Origin of the sequence: Enterococcus sp. MMGLQ5-1, from assembly GCF_013155265.1 — a bacterium.
In the GTDB taxonomy this organism is placed as follows: domain Bacteria; phylum Bacillota; class Bacilli; order Lactobacillales; family Streptococcaceae; genus MMGLQ5-1.
This window is the reverse complement of record NZ_JABJXU010000003.1, coordinates 129,913-147,011: the sequence shown is the minus strand read 5'-3', so window position 1 is coordinate 147,011 and position 17,099 is coordinate 129,913. Positions and strand designations below refer to the sequence as shown.

Below are 17,099 nucleotides of genomic sequence, written 5' to 3'. Positions count from 1 at the left end.
TTTCACTCCTCTAAATAATTAATAATTTGATAGCTTACTTTTAGCTCATTATTCGTAATAAATTCATTCTGAATTAATGATGCAGGCTCAGCTTTACCTTGATGGTTTGAGTAGGTTACTCGTTTAATATCGGGTTTAATCGGCAGCTTCATACGCAAGCTAGATTTTTTTTCACTAATTAAAACTTTATTTTCTGTTTCAGCAATCACCTTACACCGCGTGATAAAATTTTCAATAATATGATTTGATTCTGTTGAAAACTTAAATTTATCCTCTATTATCAATTGATAAGTTTGCAAATTTAACAAAAAAGTTCGCTCAAAGCTTAGTAACTCAGGGTTATTTGCATAAGCAGATTTCAATTCAAGTGAAAATCGTAACTCAGCCTCAGTTTGAGTAAAGTCAATTAGCTCAGCTTGAAAAGGGCCAGCCTGCTGTAACTGCGCATTAATAATCGGCACCGAATGGGATAAGCTATTATTGACAAAATACTGATAACGCTTACAATCGTCGAAATAATCCTTTGTATACTCTCCCGCACCTAAATCTGCTAAAAAAAATATCCCATGTGCACCATAAATGAAATGACCTAAATCATTATGATTATGACTTTCATCATTTCGCCCACCACGCGCTGCAAAAAAAGTATTTTTTATTCTGCTTCTAGCAACAAGCCACTGGCTGTCTTTAAAATAATGAATTGTTTCTTTTTCCTGTGTACCTTCAATTGCATGGGAATATTTTAAATTGAAAAATGTTGGTGCAAATCGATAGCATTCATCACTATCCAGTGGGGTGACCTGTTCTACCTTGGGGGTGGCAACTCCTAATCTTAAAACTAGAATAGCTAGCAGACCAGTTGGTAAAGCACTAGCATTATAGTCTCCGAATGGGATAAAACAATCATTTGAAACTTCCGTGTAAAACGGAAACTTAGCAATTGCCCTAAGCTTCGGCCAGTCAAAATAGGTTCGCTTTCCTGTCACTGATAAATAGGTTTCTGCAAAATATATATAATAACCGAAGCCATATGCCCAGTAGCCAACACCTTCTACACAAGCACCATCCTCACCATATCCCCTAAAGAAGCTATGAAATGATTTTTCAAGACGTTTTAATAATTTATTTCGTTTTGTTTGACTAAAATCTAACCTTAATAATGTCATGCCAATACTACTAGCAATGACCGCACTCCAGTTATTTTCCTTTGCTTCCCACGCCCAGACCTGTGACTCAAATGGCTGGATAATTCTCCTCTCTATCTCGTCATTGATTAGTGTCATTAACACCGGGGAAAGCTTATCTTGAAATTGATAGGCGATTTCAGATAGGGCCTGCGCTGTTTCTGCCGCAAATAAATCAATACAGCTACTAATACCATTACGATTTAATTGCTGTGAATCAATATGAGCAGGTAAAGCCCAACTATACTCCTGCAAAATTGAATAGATTATATCCTCTAATTGTTGGATTGAGTCTTCCGAATCATCCTCTAAAGCATAAAATGTGCTAACCAAAAGTGACTTACGTCTATCAAAGTAGATTTTTTCGTATTTCAATCGATTACCGCTTGTAAAAAAAGACATGAAATCTTGAAAATTCATTAACACTTTCGGTTTTTCTGACAGCTGTCCCCAGGCATTCTTAATCTCAGTCATTAAAGGCTGACAGAAGTCTCTATCTTGGATTTTAAACATCTAAAGAAATCACCAGCCTTTTTTGTGCTTTAATAATCACTTCTTGATTATTAATCTCAACAACAGGTTTAGGGCTTTGCAAAGCTTCATCCGTAATACCACCAACAATAGAAATTAATAAGTGTTTTCCAACCGATAACTGAGCCTTTAATACTGGAAGCAATGTCCGATTGTATAGTAAATTAGTATTTGGCTCTGGTCTTATCACGATGCCTTGATCATAGCCCAATACTGCTTCTATGGAACTAATACCAACTGATGACTGATAGCTTGCCATTTTTTTTGTTTCGAGTTTATCATCTTGCTCATATAAATTACTGAAGCCAGCATCATAAACAAAAAGTAATCGCTGGTTATTTATTTGATGAACTCTGACATGATAATCAGCACAAGGAATAATAATCGAATGAATTGTCACATCTTGATAGGGTGCCCAATCATAAGATAACCAATCTTCAGTTGCGTCAAACGCTAAATCTTTTGCTTTAGGACGATAATAGGAGTCATCCTCTGAAACCGATAAGACGCTATCTAGCGCACTCTCATAAAAATGATAAGTCGATTTCGGAACGCTAAAGCCAAATTTTGTTGAATAAACAAATTTACTATATTTTGCAGCACTATGATTTTGATTAAATACAGACTGACCAAACGGATACATTAAAGTATGGTGATTTTCACAAGTGTGAGCTAAAATTGCTCTTCCCGGTTGGCTAAAATACTGTTGCTCATTTGTAGCATAGGGTATATTCTCTACAATCCAGTATGGATGATTTTTGGGCACTGCTAAAAGTAAGAAAGCTTTATAAGCCCAATAAGGTGAACCAGGTGAATTATACCCTTCAGCCATAGTTAAATTTTCGTAAGCATAACCGACACTTAATAAGCCATCGCTCGTTAGAATAGCTTGTTTAAACCAGTAAGCCATATTTCTTGAATATAGACCCTTAATCTCTCCCCAAGGTAAGGCTTCAACATCAGCAAACACCAAAGCAGACCAAAACGCCGCCTGAGCAAAACGATAGGTTAGGCTTCTGCCAAAAGGAATCGCCGCACCATCCTTATCAAAATAATGATAATAGCTTTTAGCAAATTTTCTTGCTCGTGATTTAAAGCATTCTGACCGTTTCGGGTCTTCTTCAGCCATTACTGTTGCATAAATTAAGCTATAGTAATGAAAACCCCAAGGAATATAATAGTCTCTTTGAGTTTTAGGACCATCATAATACCAACCCTCACCATCATAATATGAATCCATTAGTGCTAAATCTGATTCAATCAATGCTTGAGAATAAGCAACATCTAATTTTTTCAACGCTATATTAACTATTACTCTAAAGAAATGCCAATTATTATCTGGCATAGTGTGTGCATTAATTTGACGAAGCCAATTTGCTAGATTATTTTGTTGTAATTCAGTCATTAAATCCCATGTTTTTGCTTTAATCAAAATTAACGTTAAAGCAAGGGAGGCCATTTCTACTAGAAGTTGGTCAAAATCGGTTACATCTCCCCAATAATCAGCAGAATCAGGATCTGTACCAGCAGTGATGCCCTCCAAATAAATTTGATTTAATTCTGAATCATTTGCTTGTGTTAAATAGGGACCAACACCCCATAAAACTCTTAAATAGCCTTCAATTTGCCTTGTGTCCTCTTTATAAACCGTACCATGCGTACCAAGCTTCAATCTTCCCTTTCTTACTTGATAAAAATTTTTCAAATTGAAGGTTAGCCGCTTGAAAGAGTCACTTAAATTTTCATAAGAATCAAATTTCATAGTATTTCCCAGCTTGTCCAATCCATTACCTCATCTCTGCTCTATTTTCATCGCCTTAATAAATCCATAATATTCACCATAAACAGTGACAGTATCACCAATTTTAAACTTTTCGTCTACACCATGTAGAATTTGATATTTACCCTGTTCTGTTTTTAAGATAAAACGAGTATTTTTACTGATTAAATTATTTTTCTGATCTGTTTTAGTAATTTCTCCCTTTATTTGGACAAATTCATGAAGCGGGACCTCACCTAACTTATATTGCTCATCGGTATAAGCTTTAGCTTTCAAAACAATTCCATTTTCATCTAAAGTATCCTGATTAAATTGTTCAACCTGCTGTTTATCACAGCTCGATAAAACACCTGTTAATGTGATTAAGCATAAAAAGAAAGTTAATTTTTTCAAAAGATCACCCACCTTTTTGAAAGCGTTTTCTTTAACTAAAATTATTTTACCTCTTTTTTAGTTAAAAATCAATATTTTTAGTAAAATTTATTTTTAGATTTTTAAAAATATATTGGTCAGTCTAAAGCAAAGAGCTGAAATACAATAGTTCTTTGTTTTTTTAGTAAAAAATGATACAATTTACTTAATTAATTCAATTTGAAAGGAGGTACTTGATGGCTACATTAAGTGATATTGCAGAGAAGGCTAATTTGTCAATTGCAACTGTTTCTCGTGTTCTAAATATGGATAATTCCCTTTCAATAACCGTAGAGAATAAACGTAAGATTTTTGAAATTGCAGAGGAATTAAACTACACCAAATATAAGGATAAAAGAAAGCAAGGTCGACAAGCACAACGGACTTCTAAAGCAATTGTAAAAAATGATACACTTGCGGTTATCCAGCGTTATAAGGAATCTGAGGAGTTAGAGGATGCCTACTATTTATCAATTAGATTGGGGGCAGAAAAGAGAGCTACTGAACTGGGATATAATTTATTAAAGGTGAATCATATAGAGGATATTGAAAGTGAGAGCATCGTTGGTGGTATTGCAATTGGGAATTATAATGAGAAAGAACTAGATACCCTTAGTAAAAAGATTAAAAATTTATGCGTAATAGGCTCTAGCTTTCCTATTACAACCTTTGATGCAGTCAATACCGATTTCACGAATGCAACCATATCAGCTCTAGAATATCTTTTTCAAAAAGGGCATCGTAAAATTGCATTTATTGGCGCAGAAGAAACATTAGATATGTTTGGCTATCGAAAATTTCGAGCACCTACTACTAATGCCTATTTAGACTTTATGGAGGAAAAAGAGATCTTTCGCCCCGAATACTTTATTGTGGATGCTAATATGCCATTAGAGGTATCAAATGGTGAAAGCTTAACCTCAAAAGCACTAGCACTCTGGCAGGATGACCTGCCAACCGCTATTCTTGCCGCAAATGATGCAATGGCAATCGGAATTAATCATGTTCTAACTGACCATCACATTAATATCCCAGATGATATTAGCTTAATGGGAATCAATGATATAACTGTATCCAGATATATTACACCACCCTTGACAACTGTTAAGGTCTATACTGAAGAGGCAGGCGAGATTGGCATTGAAACTGTCCACAATCGAATCAAAAATCCTTCAATTTTTCGGCGTGTCCTTTTAACCACTGAAATTATTGAACGACAGTCTATTTTAGATATAAATGAATAATTCAACCGATTAAAAAGTAGAGCTTGTCAGGGTAACTAAGTTCTACTTTTTAATTTTTTTATAAATACACTCGCCTGATTCTAGAGCAATTACTACCTAGTTTAAATAACTATTATCTGTGTGATATGGAATTTCTATAGCTAACGTATTGTTTAAAAGAGGCATAATATTATTTTGCATTTTTTCAATACCAGCATCAAATGCTGAGCTGACCTCATCTAAAATATTAGCGATTCTATTAGTTTTTTAGTAAAAAAACATGTTTTAACTAAACTTTTTTGGAATTATCCTTAACTTATAAAAATAAGCTTTAGTATGTAAATTTATACATTACAATAACGATTGATACAGTTCAATAATTTCCTCTAATGTTGTATCTCTAGGATTTCCAGGTGTACAAACATCACGAAGCGCATCTTCGGCAATCTGTGGAATATCCTCTACTTTAACCCCGAGTTCCGAAATCGTTGCGGGTATGCCCACCGCCTTACTTAAATCATCAATTGCTTGACAAGCATTATTGCGAGCAGCTTCAAGCGAGATTAGATCAACATTTTCAACTCCAAGTACACGCGCAATATCGCGATATTTTTCGCCAGTAAAATCTTTATTGAATTTCATAATAGTTGGTAAAAGTGATGCGCAAGCCACGCCGTGCGGGATATTATACCAAGCAGAAAGCGGATGTGCCATACCATGAACTAAGCCTAAGCCGACATTAGAAAATCCCATACCCGCAATATATTGTGCTAATGCCATTTCCTCTCTGGCTGCTTGTGCTTTATCTAAGACCGAATTTTTAAGTGAACGTCCAATAATTTCAATTGCTTTAAGATGGAGCATATCTGTTAACTCCCAAGCACCCTTGGTAATATAACCTTCAATGGCATGAGTCATTGCATCCATTCCGGTCGCTGCTGCCAATGCTTTTGGCATCCCCATCATCATATCACTATCAACAAAGGCAACAATTGGGATATCATGTGGATCAACACAAACAAATTTGCGATGACTATTTTCATCTGTAATTACATAATTAATCGTGACTTCGGCCGCAGTTCCAGAAGTCGTTGACACAGCAAGAATTGGTAAGCTTGGTTTTTTTGTATCTGCAACACCCTCTAAGCTCAATACATCTGAAAATTCAGGATTTTCAACAATAATCCCAATTGCTTTGGCGGTATCGATTGGTGAACCTCCACCAATTGCCACAATAGCATTTGCTTTGGCTTTCTTTGCCGCTAAAACACCTGCTTTAACATCAGCAATCGTCGGATTGGGGACAATTCCATCATATATTTCATAATCAATGCTTGCACCATCTAATAAATCAGTAACCTTGGTTGCTACCTTAAATTTAATTAAATCCTTATCAGTTACTACTAATATTTTATTAAACTGACGTTTTTTGATTTCACCTACAATTTCTTGAATTGCTCCTTTGCCAAAATAGGACGTTTCATTTAAAATCATTCGGTTAACCATAATTACCTCCATTTTTATAATTCAAAAACTTTTTCTAAATCAACAACAACTGGCGATTTATCAGCATTTGTTACCATTAAATCAGCCATATAGTCCCACCATTTACGATTAATTGCCGTATCTGCTGCCTTGCGCCACAAAATTTCATCTTCAATTTCAAGATATGCAAATAAAGTATTGGTTGATTTATCTAAAAAAATACTGTAAGATTTAGCGCCATGCGCCTCTAGCATTTGACGCATTTCTGACCATAATTCATTATGACGTTTCTCATATTCCTGATGTTTGTCTGGAAAAACAGTCATCTTAAATGCTTTTTTTATCATTTTTTAAACCTCCGAGATAATACCAGCTCTTGGCGACACACCAAATCCTTTAGCTAAATCTCTTAAATTTTGATCTGTCATCCCTTGTTTGCGACCACCTTGTGCTTTCACAATTGTATAGATTTCTGCAGCTTTTTCAGCCGTTTCAATCAAGCCAAATACTTCATCCATATCACGACCAGCGCCATAAATACCATGAAACGGCCAGATAACCAAACGTGTTGTCTTCATTTTATCAGCCGTAGCGATACCAATTTCATTGGTTCCCGGAACTAACCAAGGAATAATAGAAACACCTTCTGGAAATACCACCAAACACTCTGTACACATATCCCAAAGCGTTCTAGTAAATTCATTTTCAGATAATTCATGAGTAAATGTCATCCCTAACAAATGAGTCGCATGACAATGCATGACTATTCTCGCCTCAGGGTCAACTGAAAGCCGAGCAATATGACTCATAAAATGACTTGGCAGCTCACTCGTTGGAGCACTATCGTTTTCAAGCCCCCATAAAACTTCTAAATTTTTCCCATCACCTGAAACTCGAGCAAGTCCTAAAGAATCCTCTGGAAATTCAACAACATTTTTAAAGTATTTCCCACTATTAGTAAAGATAAAATATTGATTTGCCAAAACTGTGGCATCAAAATCCATTGGGATTGTTCGAATAATTTCCTTAGGATTAATAAAGGGAAGGATTTCACTTTCATCTAAACGATACGATATATTACCGCCATTACGCTCATCCCAACCTAGTCGATACATATTGCTTGTTATTGAACACATTTCCTTAACAAAAGATGCTTCTAAAATATTTTTCATTTCCAAATTCTCCATATCTCTAAGCTTTGCAATTTAATAACGTTTCTTTAATACTTCAGCTTCATATTTTTCAACCACCGCATACCATTCTAGCTCAAGAGGTACCCCTTGTTCTTTACAGAAATAATCCCAAATCGCACCAAAGGGCAGATCTTTATACGCTTCAGTTAAAACTAAACGACTGGTATAATCAAATTCTAATTCTAGTTCCTTTAAGGTGACAGTTGGCTCAAGTAAAGCTTTTAGCAAGGCCTTTTGAGCATTTCGGACACCAACAACCCATGCCGCAATACGATTAATTGTACCATCAAAGAAATCAAGTCCAATTGCTGTTCTATCTAACAAATCATTTCTAACGATTTCCTTCATAATCTCTTGCAATTCATCATCCATAATGATTACATGGTCACTATCCCAACGTACTGGACGTGAAACATGGAGCATTATGCGATTAGAAAACAAAGATAAACTAGAAATTTTATTAGAAATCACTTCTGTTGGATGGAAATGCCCCGCATCCATTAAAATTGTTTTATCACGCGTTAAGCCGTAGCCCATATAAAATTCATGACTACCAACGGTATAAGCTTCACCACCAATGCCAAATAATTTTGATTCCACGGTATCAATCGTATATTTTTCATCTATTTTCTCAGAGAAAATTTCATCATAAGATGCCATTAAACGGCGACGTGGCGACAGACGATCAATTGGATTGTCCTTACTTGAATCAGGTACCCAGAAATTATTATATGCAGGCTGCCCCAATTCTTTTCCAAAATATTCAGCAATTTTTCTGGCACGTTTTCCATGCTCAATCCAAAATTCACGTACCTTGGCATCAGGATGGGCTAAGGTATAGCCATCTTTCATCATCGGATGAGAGAAGAAGGTTGGATTAAAATCAAGTCCTAAGCCTTGTTCTTTTGCCCATTTAACCCATTTTTCAAAATGTTTTGGCTCAAGCTCATTTAAATCAACTGCTTCGTCTGTATCTAAATAAATTGCATGTAAATTTAATTTATGCTTACCCGGAATCAAGGCGTAGGCTTTTTCTAAATCTTGGCGTAATTCTTCTGGTATCCTAGCAGCACCTGGATAATTTCCAGTAGATAAAATACCACCCGTTAAATCACCCTCAGGATTTAAAAAACCTTTAACATCATCACCCTGCCAACAGTGAACAGAAATTTTGGTCTGTCCTAATTTTTTTAATGCAAGCTCAACATCAACACCAATTGCTTCATATTGAGCCTTTGCATCAAGAAAACGCTCGTCAATCTTTTTCATTAGCGATACTCCTTATTTTTATAAATTTTTTATAAGCTGAAATTATTTTTTGCATCTCTAGCTTATTTTCCGGATAAAAGATTACTAAATCAACTGAATTTTGAATACCTTTTCTCGCTTCTGATAAATTCGCATAATCCTCAGTTGCAATCATTTGAACCATTAAATTACCAATCGCCGTCGCTTCACTTGGACCTGCTTCCACTTCAATTTGACAAAGATTAGCAGTCAATTGATTTAAAAAGTGATTATTGGAGCCACCACCAACAATATGCAATTTGTTAATTTTTTGATTGGTAATTTCTTCAAGCTTTTCAAGCTCGATAGCATAGCAAAGCGCTAAATTATCATACACACAGCGACTAATTTCGGCTACTGTTTCTGGTACCTTCTGTTCTGTATAACGGCAGTAATCTTGAATCGCCACTATCATATTGTCGGGATTTAAAAAAATAGGGTCATTAATATCAATAAACTGCTGAAAGCCCGGAACACCACTAGCTAATTTGGCAAGCTCAGCATAACTATATTGATAATTTTGAGCTCTAGCAACCTCTTGAATCAACCACATACCCATAATATTTTTCAAGAACCGAATCGAATTAGAAATGCCCCACTCATTAGTAAAATTACTTTCGTATGCTAAATCATTATTAATACCTTTATTAATTTCAACACCAAGCAATGACCATGTCCCCGAGCTAACATATGCCCAATCATCAGTCGAATTGGCAGGTATACCAACGACAGCTGAAGCTGTATCATGTGTTGCTACCGTAATAAAAGTTGCCTTTGGCAGATCATAGGTTGGAAATTTCGCTGCTCGGATTTCTCCGAGCAGGTAGCCTGGTTCAACTAAAGGTGGAAACAAACTTTCTTCAATTCCAAGTGTCGCAAGAATTGTCGCATCCCACTTTTTCGTTTGCAAATTGAATAGCTGCATTGTTGAAGCATTGGTTTTTTCAGTGACAGCTTTCCCTGTGAAAACATAACCTAAATAATCGGGTATTAGCAATAATTGTTTTGCATTTGCTAGGTTTTTTTCAACCAATAATTGGAAAATCGTATTAAATTGCTGAATTTGAATTCCTGTCATTTGATAAAGCTTTTTCAAATCAAGCTGCTTTTGAAATAGTTCAATTGCCTGATCAGTTCGCTTATCGCGATAGGCAACTGGATTAGTAAGCATGTCTCCATTTTTATCTAATAGAACATAATCAACAGCCCAAGTGTCAATACCTATAAAACATGATTCCACACCACTTTTTTTAGCCTTTTCTAGTCCAATCAAGATTTCTTTGATCAGATGTTGGATATTCCAATAATCTGTTCCTTGAATTTGATTAAATTCATTTTTAAAACGATGGATTTCTCTTATCTCAAAACTACCTTGACCGTTAAATTCGGTTTGTATTAAGCGACCACTTGAGGCACCAATATCTACTGCAATATAATCAGTCATTCTGTCTCCTACTTTCTGCTTGATTAACTAGATTATATTCCCTTTTTTATTCATCCTCACTAGCTATAAAAGGATAAAAATTATATAATCCCGTACCATTTTTATCTGCTATGAGCTATACTAAATAGGGGAGTGAGTATTATGTACCAAACAGAATCAGATACAAATAATCTAAAAAATGCTCAGTGGCTATATAAAATACCATCTGAAAACACTATTAAAAACTTAGCCTTTATTCAGGAGCTTGGCTATTTTGAAACAGATTCAACCCACTATACCAAACGCAATGGCTTACAAAGCTTCTTATTGCTTTACACGGTTTCTGGTACTGGTGAATTACAGTATCAAGGGAAGAAATATTTATTAGATAAAAATTCGCTTATTTTTATTGATTGCATGAACTTACACTATTACTACACCCAAGATAATTGGAAATATTATTTTATTCATTTTAATGGTCCAAATATCGCTTACTATTATGATATTTTTGCCAAAAATAATAATCTTCGAATTCATTCACAGGATGACGTGATTTTAGATTATATCAAATTACTTATCAATAACGAAAATAGCCTCAGATCTGATAATGAATTTTTAATCGCTAAATTATTAACTGATATCTTAACCCGAATAATCGTCGAAAAAGAGAATATTCGCTTTAGCCTAGTACCTGATATTTTGAATCAAGTTAAAACATATTTAAACCAGCAGTATTCAAAAAAGCTCACCTTAAATTCTCTAGCCAGAAAATTCAATGTGAGTGAAAGTTACTTATCGAAGGGCTTTAAAAAATACTTTAATGAGACCCCAATGGATTACCTAAATAAGACTCGAATTGATAAAAGTAAATATTTATTAAAAAAAACAGAAATGAACCTAGAGGAAATTGCGGATGTACTCGGCATTTCAAGTGCACCACATTTTATTAAGCTATTCAAAAAATATCTTCATACGACACCAAAAAAATATCGCATATTATGGAAATAAAAAATGATTAGTAGCTAGACTACAAAACGCTATCTATTGCGGGAGCAAATGTAATTATTCATATTTCTCAAATTACGACTAGCTTTTCTCGAAATTCTGTAAGGAGAAGTCATTAAGCCAAAAAAGAGACCCAGATTAAAATCTGAAATCTCTCAATTCTACAATTCCCTTGATATAAGGCTTTTCCTACTTCTTTTTCACGAGTAACGCCACTGTCTGAACACGCTTGAGATAACACCATTGATGTCTTGGGAGTTGTTGGCCTGTGAGAAATGGTCAACGGTTATTTTTAAGTAAAGATGGTTTGTAGGAACAAATCAAAAAATTTATTATCTCAAGTTATCAATAAACATTTGCATTTTAGTTGAAATATCTCTATACACAAAATTGTGAATATAATGCGGATAATCATATTCAAAAGAACTAGCACTTGTAAAGCTTTTTAGATACTTTTTCTGGAAACTTTTCCAAGTTGCTTTATCATATCCTGTTCCTTTTCCATTTGATATAAACATCAATATTGGAACTTGTGGAACACACCCAGAGCCAGCTTTCAATGCATTGTTCTTAATTTCTCTTGTTTCGTTAATCATTGAAGTATCCATTAATTTAGTATGGAAAACCGCTTTATAAATCTTTTTTCCTTATCGGTTAACGTCCCATATTTTATAGCAGCCACTTCATCAATGCCGAAAAAGCGAGTGAGTCCAACATTGTTCACAAATTGCATCAAATTAAGGCTAAATTGGTTGATGGCAAGATGAGTATATGCTTCTGGAACTGCCATATCTAAACCAATAATCGCTTCAATTTCATCTGGATATGTTTGTGCCCAATAGATTGCTTCTATTCCTGACATAGAATGTGGCACTAGAATTAATGGACCTTGAATATTTGCTTCTTTCAACCCTTCTCTAATTTCTGACAAAATAATGTCAATGTCTCACTTTTCATCTACAATATTACTAAAACCGTAACCAAATTTTTCAACGATGACAATTCGGTCTTTATCACTTAAAAGAGAATATAGCAATTTAAAGTCCAAAATCGGAGAACTTGTGCCACCTCCTGAAAGAAAAACCAACGTTTTTTCGCCTGTTCCCTCAATATAGATACTCATTTGATGCCCTTTGACAGTTAAAAGCTCTCCTAGAGGATTCAAGAGAACTTTCTCCTTGTTTTGTTGAAAACTATTATTGATAAATGAGAAAGCTAATATTACTAATACCATAGCAATAATATCAAACGAAACTATTATCATATATTTACTTCCTCATCTTTTCTTCTCACAAAATAAGGTACCTATCAATCAATAAATCATTCTAAAACAGTTGACCTATTTTTGAAAAAAACAAGTTATGAAAGTACAGTATTGTACCATCTTTAGAAAATTTCATCCTCTAATATCATAAATACAAATTAGCTTAAAAGTACTAATTTTATTCTTACATGAGTTAATAGCTTGCAGGTAGTTTTTGTTATATGCCTTCACTTTAAATTTCAACATTGGGTATAATGACATGAAAACCAAACTCATCAGATACATTCCCATTTTCGTCAAAAAAAACAGCTAAAATTCTTCTCCCAAGAGATTTTTCTTCGACTCTGTAATCCTCGATTTGAAACAACACTTTCCTACCATCATCTTCTTTGAGAAATTTAACAATCTCGTTCTCGAAATATGATTGTCCTCTCACGTCAGTACTATTTGTATTTGATTGGGCTGACTGAAAATAAATATTTCTAATATTCCCTTTCCCAAAAAAATGTGATGTGTTTTTTGAGGATAATCCATCTTTAAGCAAATAATTTTTAAACATGTTCGCTAGGTAGTGCCCTCTATGAACTTTATCATTATGATCAAAATGCTTGATATCATTTTTAAAATCGAAATCTTTAATATACCTATTAAAAAATTCTTCGGTAATATTATCCGATTTTCCACATAATTCGACAGTCCATCCTACTTGGATATCTGATTTATTCATAATTGGATCATTAATCTTATTTTGAAGCTCTTTTCTCATATTATCAAAATCTGTATCTATCTTAAAATACCTATATTTTTTACAATAATGAATTTTTCCGACTTCTTTATCATCTAAGAATTTCGCCAACTCTTTCAAGTTTGTGTTTATATCTTGAAAAAAATTTTTTCTATCTTGCCTATTATCCTTCATTTTATTCTCTCTATTATTAAAATTATACATGCTATTAATTTTTCCAGCTACCTGTAATAATATTCATTTAGATAGAAAGTATGCACGCGCTAAATCACGTTGACCACGTTTTCTAAGCGCTAGTTCTTAGCTTTTCTTGTTAGCAGACCTACACACTCAACATGTGGTGACATGACAAGATTGATGTCTTGGGGCATTTTGGGTTGTTGCTTGTATGTGGGAACTGTTCTACGACTATTTTTGATATAGCGTTGTTTGTGGGAACAAATCCACATTTATTTCTTTATTATTTTGATTGCAGCACTAGCAATTTTGGGACCATATTTTTTTAAGCCTATAAGTAAAGCTCCTGCCCCAATACCTACACCACCTAGAATGTTAATACCTTCTTTTTCATGCTTTGGACACAATCCAGTTTTGTTCTTTTCATCGGTTATTATTCGACCACATACCTTACAAGTCTTTTCTTTACTCATTTTCTGAATCCTCCAATGAAACAATGTATATCTCTTCTTCAACATCGTCTTTATCGTTTAATCTTAGTTTTTCCATATTTAACTCAATAGTTGGTATCATCTCCGTGGAAAATGTATGCCAACAGTTAATGTTAGTTTTATCATAAGGAAAATAATCATGCATCAATGTTGCAGCGGGCAATCCTTTTTTTGTTAAAGGTTTTGTAAGAAAATCATATACCACATGATGATATTGTTGTAGGACTTCTTTTGAAGCATCACTGTCTCCAATGTACTCCAACAATTGCATTCGGACACCAACATACTTTGTTGCCAACTGTAAGTCATCAGTCAAAAATCTCATATAAGTGTTTAACTGATTACCGAAAGGTTGCAAAAATGGATAGTTCACTTTTTTAGCAAAACTCTTAGATGTAGTATCAATGTTCTGATAAATTGCAGCTAAAGCTGCTCTTATTTTCCCATCTGCCTCCCTAACTAAGCGAATCTGTTCATCTTTCGTTTTTCTTGATTTAGATTCTAGAATTAACGACCTTGCATCTAAGAAAGGAACAATAAAGTCACGATCTCTATCCGTTTCAATTTGATACATCTGAAACTCTTGTATATCAGCTAACTTAGCGTAAATTTGCTTCATTTGAAGCTGATTACTTATGCTTCTAACTGTTTCAATATTATCAACTTTTTTAGTGATTTTCTTTAAAGTTATATCTTTTATTCTAACACCATTTTCATCAAGTATAACTGGTCGGAGATTTCCATCTACTTGCTTTGAATCAGCGATACTGTAGAGTTTACTTCCCAATTTTTCCTTTATATCATTTGGCAAACTATCAAAATCAGGAATTAACGTAATACCTTGATTCATTATAATATTGGCATGATGAACTACCTCATTAATAATCCCTAAATTACTTACCGGTAAATCACGTACTAGTTCTAAGGATGAGTCTTCCCTTAACTTAATTGCCATTTGCTGAACATATCCATCAAAGAAATCACTCATTTCCATAATATCCCTGCCGTACTTATCTATGTCAGTTTTGAAAATTATTAATGAGTTCTCAGTATCATTTTCTGGTATATTAGGCTCATCTATAATTTCTATTTTATCCCCCACTCATGTTCCCCCCCTAGATACAAATTATTGTAGTAATGCTCTGATATGTTTGGATAAGACTTCTTTACGCTTTTCATAGAATACATCAAAATCTTCAAAATCCAATGATACATCTTTCGGAATCGTAGCTTGCTCCATGAATGCCTGTTTTTGTACTTCATTCATATCATTATAGTAATCAATTAATCTCATATCACTTTTACTGGCATTACTTCTTCCCTCTAATAGATGCAGGTTTGGAAGTCTATTTCTCATTCCACGCCATAATTTCCATTTTTCAATAGTTACTTGGGGTGGTTTATTTGTATCAAATCGAGCGAATGGATGTAAGTGGTCTAACTCATATTTAAAATGTTTATTAGTCCAATCAAGTCCAAGATAATATAAAACTTCTCCAGCAACACGACTACCCTTTTCTTCGTTAAGAATATCTTCTATTTTACCGTCCGTAACACGAAGTTCATTCATTTGATCCAACATTTCCATCGTAATCTCATAGTTAAATTCGTTAATGTTGGTTTTCATTTGTTGAAGTTTGGCTGTTGTTCCAGACTGGAAGTAAGTAAATACAATTGCACGAATCAGATAGGCTTTGATTGCCTTCTTGTTTTCTTTATATTCTTGAGTGTAATAAATGTAGTAGATTATTGGTAAAAGTACGTTCCAACCAGATGAATATCTTGTTACATCAAGCTTCATCTCATTCAGGAGTTCCTCTAAATCAACAAGGGTTTGCTTGAATTTGTTCCAATCATTCTTTAAACTCTCTGCAATTTCACGAGTGATATTTGATTTGATGACATCACCATAAAGCATTAATGCCGTTCTTATAATAAAATCAGTTCCAAAGTTTTCATAACTTCTTACAAGCGTTTTCCCAAACTGCTCTCTAGCACTTGGCCAGTATGCTTCAAGAATTGACATCGTAATTTCTGATTTTCTTAAAGGTCGTCCACCACTATTGAAACGAACAAACATCTCTAATGCATCATCTTGATTCATTTCATATATTTCAGTATATCTTATAAGCTTTTCCTCATAGATTTTACTGCAAAGTTTTGTCAAAATATTTCGAGCGTATTCTTTACTATCAAGTGGCACGTTGGAAATATTTTTTTCAATTTCAGCTTCACGAGATTCTTTGTTTTGGAATTCTTCTTTAAGAATATCTCTCATCTTAAATTGAGTTGGGCTTATTCTTCCTATTTTATCGGTGAACTTTACATCGAACTTCTTGCTGTTATACTCTTCCTCATTGGTTTCTACTTTATTTTTATTAAGCTCAATAAGTAATTCTGAAAGAGTTTTCTCAGCATTTTTTCTTGCATATTTTTTTCTAATACCAGCTTGCCCCATTAGTGACAGGTACAAAGATGTAAATCTTTGCTGACCATCTAATATTGCTGTATCAGTATAATAAGTATCAATACTTGTTAAATCATAATTTGGACTGTCCGATTGTTTCCTGCTATCAAAAGTTACATCTGATAAAAAACTACAAAAATAAGTATCATGTAGAATATTCGAATTATCTACATGCCAAAAAAGAAATGTTGAAATTGGATAATCTAGTAGGATAGAATCCCATAGTTTTTCAATCTGCTCCATCGACCACACATATTGACGCTGAAATGCAGGCATAACATATTTTCCCTGCTCAATATTTTTTAAGGCTTCGTAAATAGTAATGCTTTCATCAACTAGCTTGCTCATTTAATCCCCCCTCAAAGTGTCATTCCCTACTATTATACAATTTTCATTCGTTAAATAACAGTCAAAACATTAATATGACAGACTT

At 34.1% G+C, this 17,099-nt stretch carries 17 protein-coding genes; 2 read left to right on the top strand and 15 right to left on the bottom strand.

Going from position 1 to position 17,099, the window contains the following annotated elements; all coding sequences use genetic code 11:
- Nucleotides 1–2: 2 nt before the first annotated feature.
- The 3 genes from HOY35_RS05015 to HOY35_RS05005 are packed head-to-tail and all read right to left on the bottom strand — an operon-like array spanning nt 3 to nt 3,888.
- Nucleotides 3–1,697: a heparinase II/III family protein gene (locus tag HOY35_RS05015; RefSeq protein ID WP_172212941.1), complete on the bottom strand. Its 1,695-nt coding sequence runs from the start codon at nt 1,695–1,697 to the stop codon at nt 3–5.
- Complete coding sequence (locus HOY35_RS05010) at nt 1,690–3,477, bottom strand: DUF2264 domain-containing protein (protein WP_172212943.1); 1,788 nt, start codon at nt 3,475–3,477, stop codon at nt 1,690–1,692. Before HOY35_RS05010 ends, HOY35_RS05015 begins: the two co-directional genes overlap by 8 nt.
- Before the next feature lie 30 nt (nt 3,478–3,507).
- Nucleotides 3,508–3,888 carry a hypothetical protein gene (locus HOY35_RS05005; protein WP_172212945.1) on the bottom strand — a complete coding sequence of 127 codons (381 nt, stop codon included), beginning with the start codon at nt 3,886–3,888 and terminating at the stop codon, nt 3,508–3,510.
- Nucleotides 3,889–4,103: 215 nt separating this feature from the next.
- Here HOY35_RS05005 and HOY35_RS05000 point away from each other — a divergent pair, with 215 nt between their 5' ends.
- Entirely contained in the window at nt 4,104–5,150 is a 1,047-nt protein-coding gene (locus HOY35_RS05000) for a LacI family DNA-binding transcriptional regulator (protein WP_172212947.1), read from the top strand.
- Between the two features lie 330 nt (nt 5,151–5,480).
- Here HOY35_RS05000 and fucO read toward each other — a convergent pair whose 3' ends face one another.
- Genes fucO through rhaB form a run of 5 tightly spaced genes read right to left on the bottom strand, consistent with a single transcriptional unit; the run spans nt 5,481 to nt 10,538 of the window.
- A complete protein-coding gene (fucO, locus tag HOY35_RS04995; protein WP_172212949.1) occupies nt 5,481–6,635 on the bottom strand; it encodes a lactaldehyde reductase in 1,155 nt (384 codons plus the stop codon).
- Between the two features lie 14 nt (nt 6,636–6,649).
- Nucleotides 6,650–6,961, bottom strand: coding sequence for an L-rhamnose mutarotase (gene rhaM, locus HOY35_RS04990; protein ID WP_172212951.1), 312 nt, complete (start codon nt 6,959–6,961; stop codon nt 6,650–6,652).
- A gap of 3 nt (nt 6,962–6,964) precedes the next feature.
- Nucleotides 6,965–7,792 (bottom strand): rhamnulose-1-phosphate aldolase, encoded by an 828-nt coding sequence (gene rhaD, locus HOY35_RS04985; protein ID WP_172212953.1) that lies wholly within the window; start codon nt 7,790–7,792, stop codon nt 6,965–6,967.
- Nucleotides 7,793–7,819: 27 nt separating this feature from the next.
- A complete protein-coding gene (gene rhaA, locus HOY35_RS04980; protein ID WP_172212955.1) occupies nt 7,820–9,076 on the bottom strand; it encodes an L-rhamnose isomerase in 1,257 nt (418 codons plus the stop codon).
- Nucleotides 9,063–10,538, bottom strand: coding sequence for a rhamnulokinase (gene rhaB / locus HOY35_RS04975; RefSeq protein WP_172212957.1), 1,476 nt, complete (start codon nt 10,536–10,538; stop codon nt 9,063–9,065). The genes rhaA and rhaB overlap by 14 nt, the downstream gene beginning before the upstream one ends.
- A gap of 141 nt (nt 10,539–10,679) precedes the next feature.
- Here rhaB and HOY35_RS04970 point away from each other — a divergent pair, with 141 nt between their 5' ends.
- A complete protein-coding gene (locus HOY35_RS04970; RefSeq protein WP_172212959.1) occupies nt 10,680–11,525 on the top strand; it encodes an AraC family transcriptional regulator in 846 nt (281 codons plus the stop codon).
- A 329-nt stretch (nt 11,526–11,854) separates the two neighbouring features.
- On the opposite strand, the gene HOY35_RS13395 is transcribed toward HOY35_RS04970, so the two are convergent.
- The 7 genes from HOY35_RS13395 to HOY35_RS04945 all read right to left on the bottom strand — a co-directional run bounded on the left by HOY35_RS13395 (nt 11,855) and on the right by HOY35_RS04945 (nt 17,014).
- Nucleotides 11,855–12,118 carry a hypothetical protein gene (locus tag HOY35_RS13395; RefSeq protein ID WP_213173253.1) on the bottom strand — a complete coding sequence of 88 codons (264 nt, stop codon included), beginning with the start codon at nt 12,116–12,118 and terminating at the stop codon, nt 11,855–11,857.
- A gap of 11 nt (nt 12,119–12,129) precedes the next feature.
- On the bottom strand, nt 12,130–12,432 hold the full coding sequence (locus tag HOY35_RS13390) for an alpha/beta hydrolase (protein ID WP_213173252.1): 303 nt from the start codon (nt 12,430–12,432) through the stop codon (nt 12,130–12,132).
- A gap of 36 nt (nt 12,433–12,468) precedes the next feature.
- Nucleotides 12,469–12,786 carry an alpha/beta fold hydrolase gene (locus HOY35_RS13385; RefSeq protein WP_213173251.1) on the bottom strand — a complete coding sequence of 106 codons (318 nt, stop codon included), beginning with the start codon at nt 12,784–12,786 and terminating at the stop codon, nt 12,469–12,471.
- Between the two features lie 232 nt (nt 12,787–13,018).
- Nucleotides 13,019–13,705 carry a hypothetical protein gene (locus tag HOY35_RS04960; protein WP_172212960.1) on the bottom strand — a complete coding sequence of 229 codons (687 nt, stop codon included), beginning with the start codon at nt 13,703–13,705 and terminating at the stop codon, nt 13,019–13,021.
- A 275-nt stretch (nt 13,706–13,980) separates the two neighbouring features.
- Nucleotides 13,981–14,181, bottom strand: a complete 201-nt coding sequence (locus HOY35_RS04955) for a hypothetical protein (RefSeq protein WP_172212962.1) — start codon at nt 14,179–14,181, stop codon at nt 13,981–13,983.
- Nucleotides 14,174–15,301, bottom strand: a complete 1,128-nt coding sequence (locus tag HOY35_RS04950; RefSeq protein WP_213173250.1) for a hypothetical protein — start codon at nt 15,299–15,301, stop codon at nt 14,174–14,176. Before HOY35_RS04950 ends, HOY35_RS04955 begins: the two co-directional genes overlap by 8 nt.
- A gap of 24 nt (nt 15,302–15,325) precedes the next feature.
- Nucleotides 15,326–17,014 carry a DUF262 domain-containing protein gene (locus HOY35_RS04945; RefSeq protein ID WP_172212964.1) on the bottom strand — a complete coding sequence of 563 codons (1,689 nt, stop codon included), beginning with the start codon at nt 17,012–17,014 and terminating at the stop codon, nt 15,326–15,328.
- Between the last annotated feature and the right edge of the window lie 85 nt (nt 17,015–17,099).

Bases quoted from the DNA above. Each gene is read 5' to 3' on its own strand.
- rhaM (WP_172212951.1), bottom strand. From the start codon at position 6,961: ATGATAAAAAAAGCATTTAAGATGACTGTTTTTCCAGACAAACATCAG.
- HOY35_RS05015 (WP_172212941.1), bottom strand. From the start codon at position 1,697: ATGTTTAAAATCCAAGATAGAGACTTCTGTCAGCCTTTAATGACTGAG.
- fucO (WP_172212949.1), bottom strand. From the start codon at position 6,635: ATGGTTAACCGAATGATTTTAAATGAAACGTCCTATTTTGGCAAAGGA.
- HOY35_RS04970 (WP_172212959.1), top strand. From the start codon at position 10,680: ATGTACCAAACAGAATCAGATACAAATAATCTAAAAAATGCTCAGTGG.
- rhaB (WP_172212957.1), bottom strand. From the start codon at position 10,538: ATGACTGATTATATTGCAGTAGATATTGGTGCCTCAAGTGGTCGCTTA.
- HOY35_RS05000 (WP_172212947.1), top strand. From the start codon at position 4,104: ATGGCTACATTAAGTGATATTGCAGAGAAGGCTAATTTGTCAATTGCA.
- HOY35_RS04945 (WP_172212964.1), bottom strand. From the start codon at position 17,014: ATGAGCAAGCTAGTTGATGAAAGCATTACTATTTACGAAGCCTTAAAA.
- HOY35_RS04960 (WP_172212960.1), bottom strand. From the start codon at position 13,705: ATGAAGGATAATAGGCAAGATAGAAAAAATTTTTTTCAAGATATAAAC.
- rhaA (WP_172212955.1), bottom strand. From the start codon at position 9,076: ATGAAAAAGATTGACGAGCGTTTTCTTGATGCAAAGGCTCAATATGAA.
- HOY35_RS05010 (WP_172212943.1), bottom strand. From the start codon at position 3,477: ATGAAATTTGATTCTTATGAAAATTTAAGTGACTCTTTCAAGCGGCTA.
- HOY35_RS13385 (WP_213173251.1), bottom strand. From the start codon at position 12,786: ATGATAATAGTTTCGTTTGATATTATTGCTATGGTATTAGTAATATTA.
- HOY35_RS13395 (WP_213173253.1), bottom strand. From the start codon at position 12,118: ATGATTAACGAAACAAGAGAAATTAAGAACAATGCATTGAAAGCTGGC.
- HOY35_RS04955 (WP_172212962.1), bottom strand. From the start codon at position 14,181: ATGAGTAAAGAAAAGACTTGTAAGGTATGTGGTCGAATAATAACCGAT.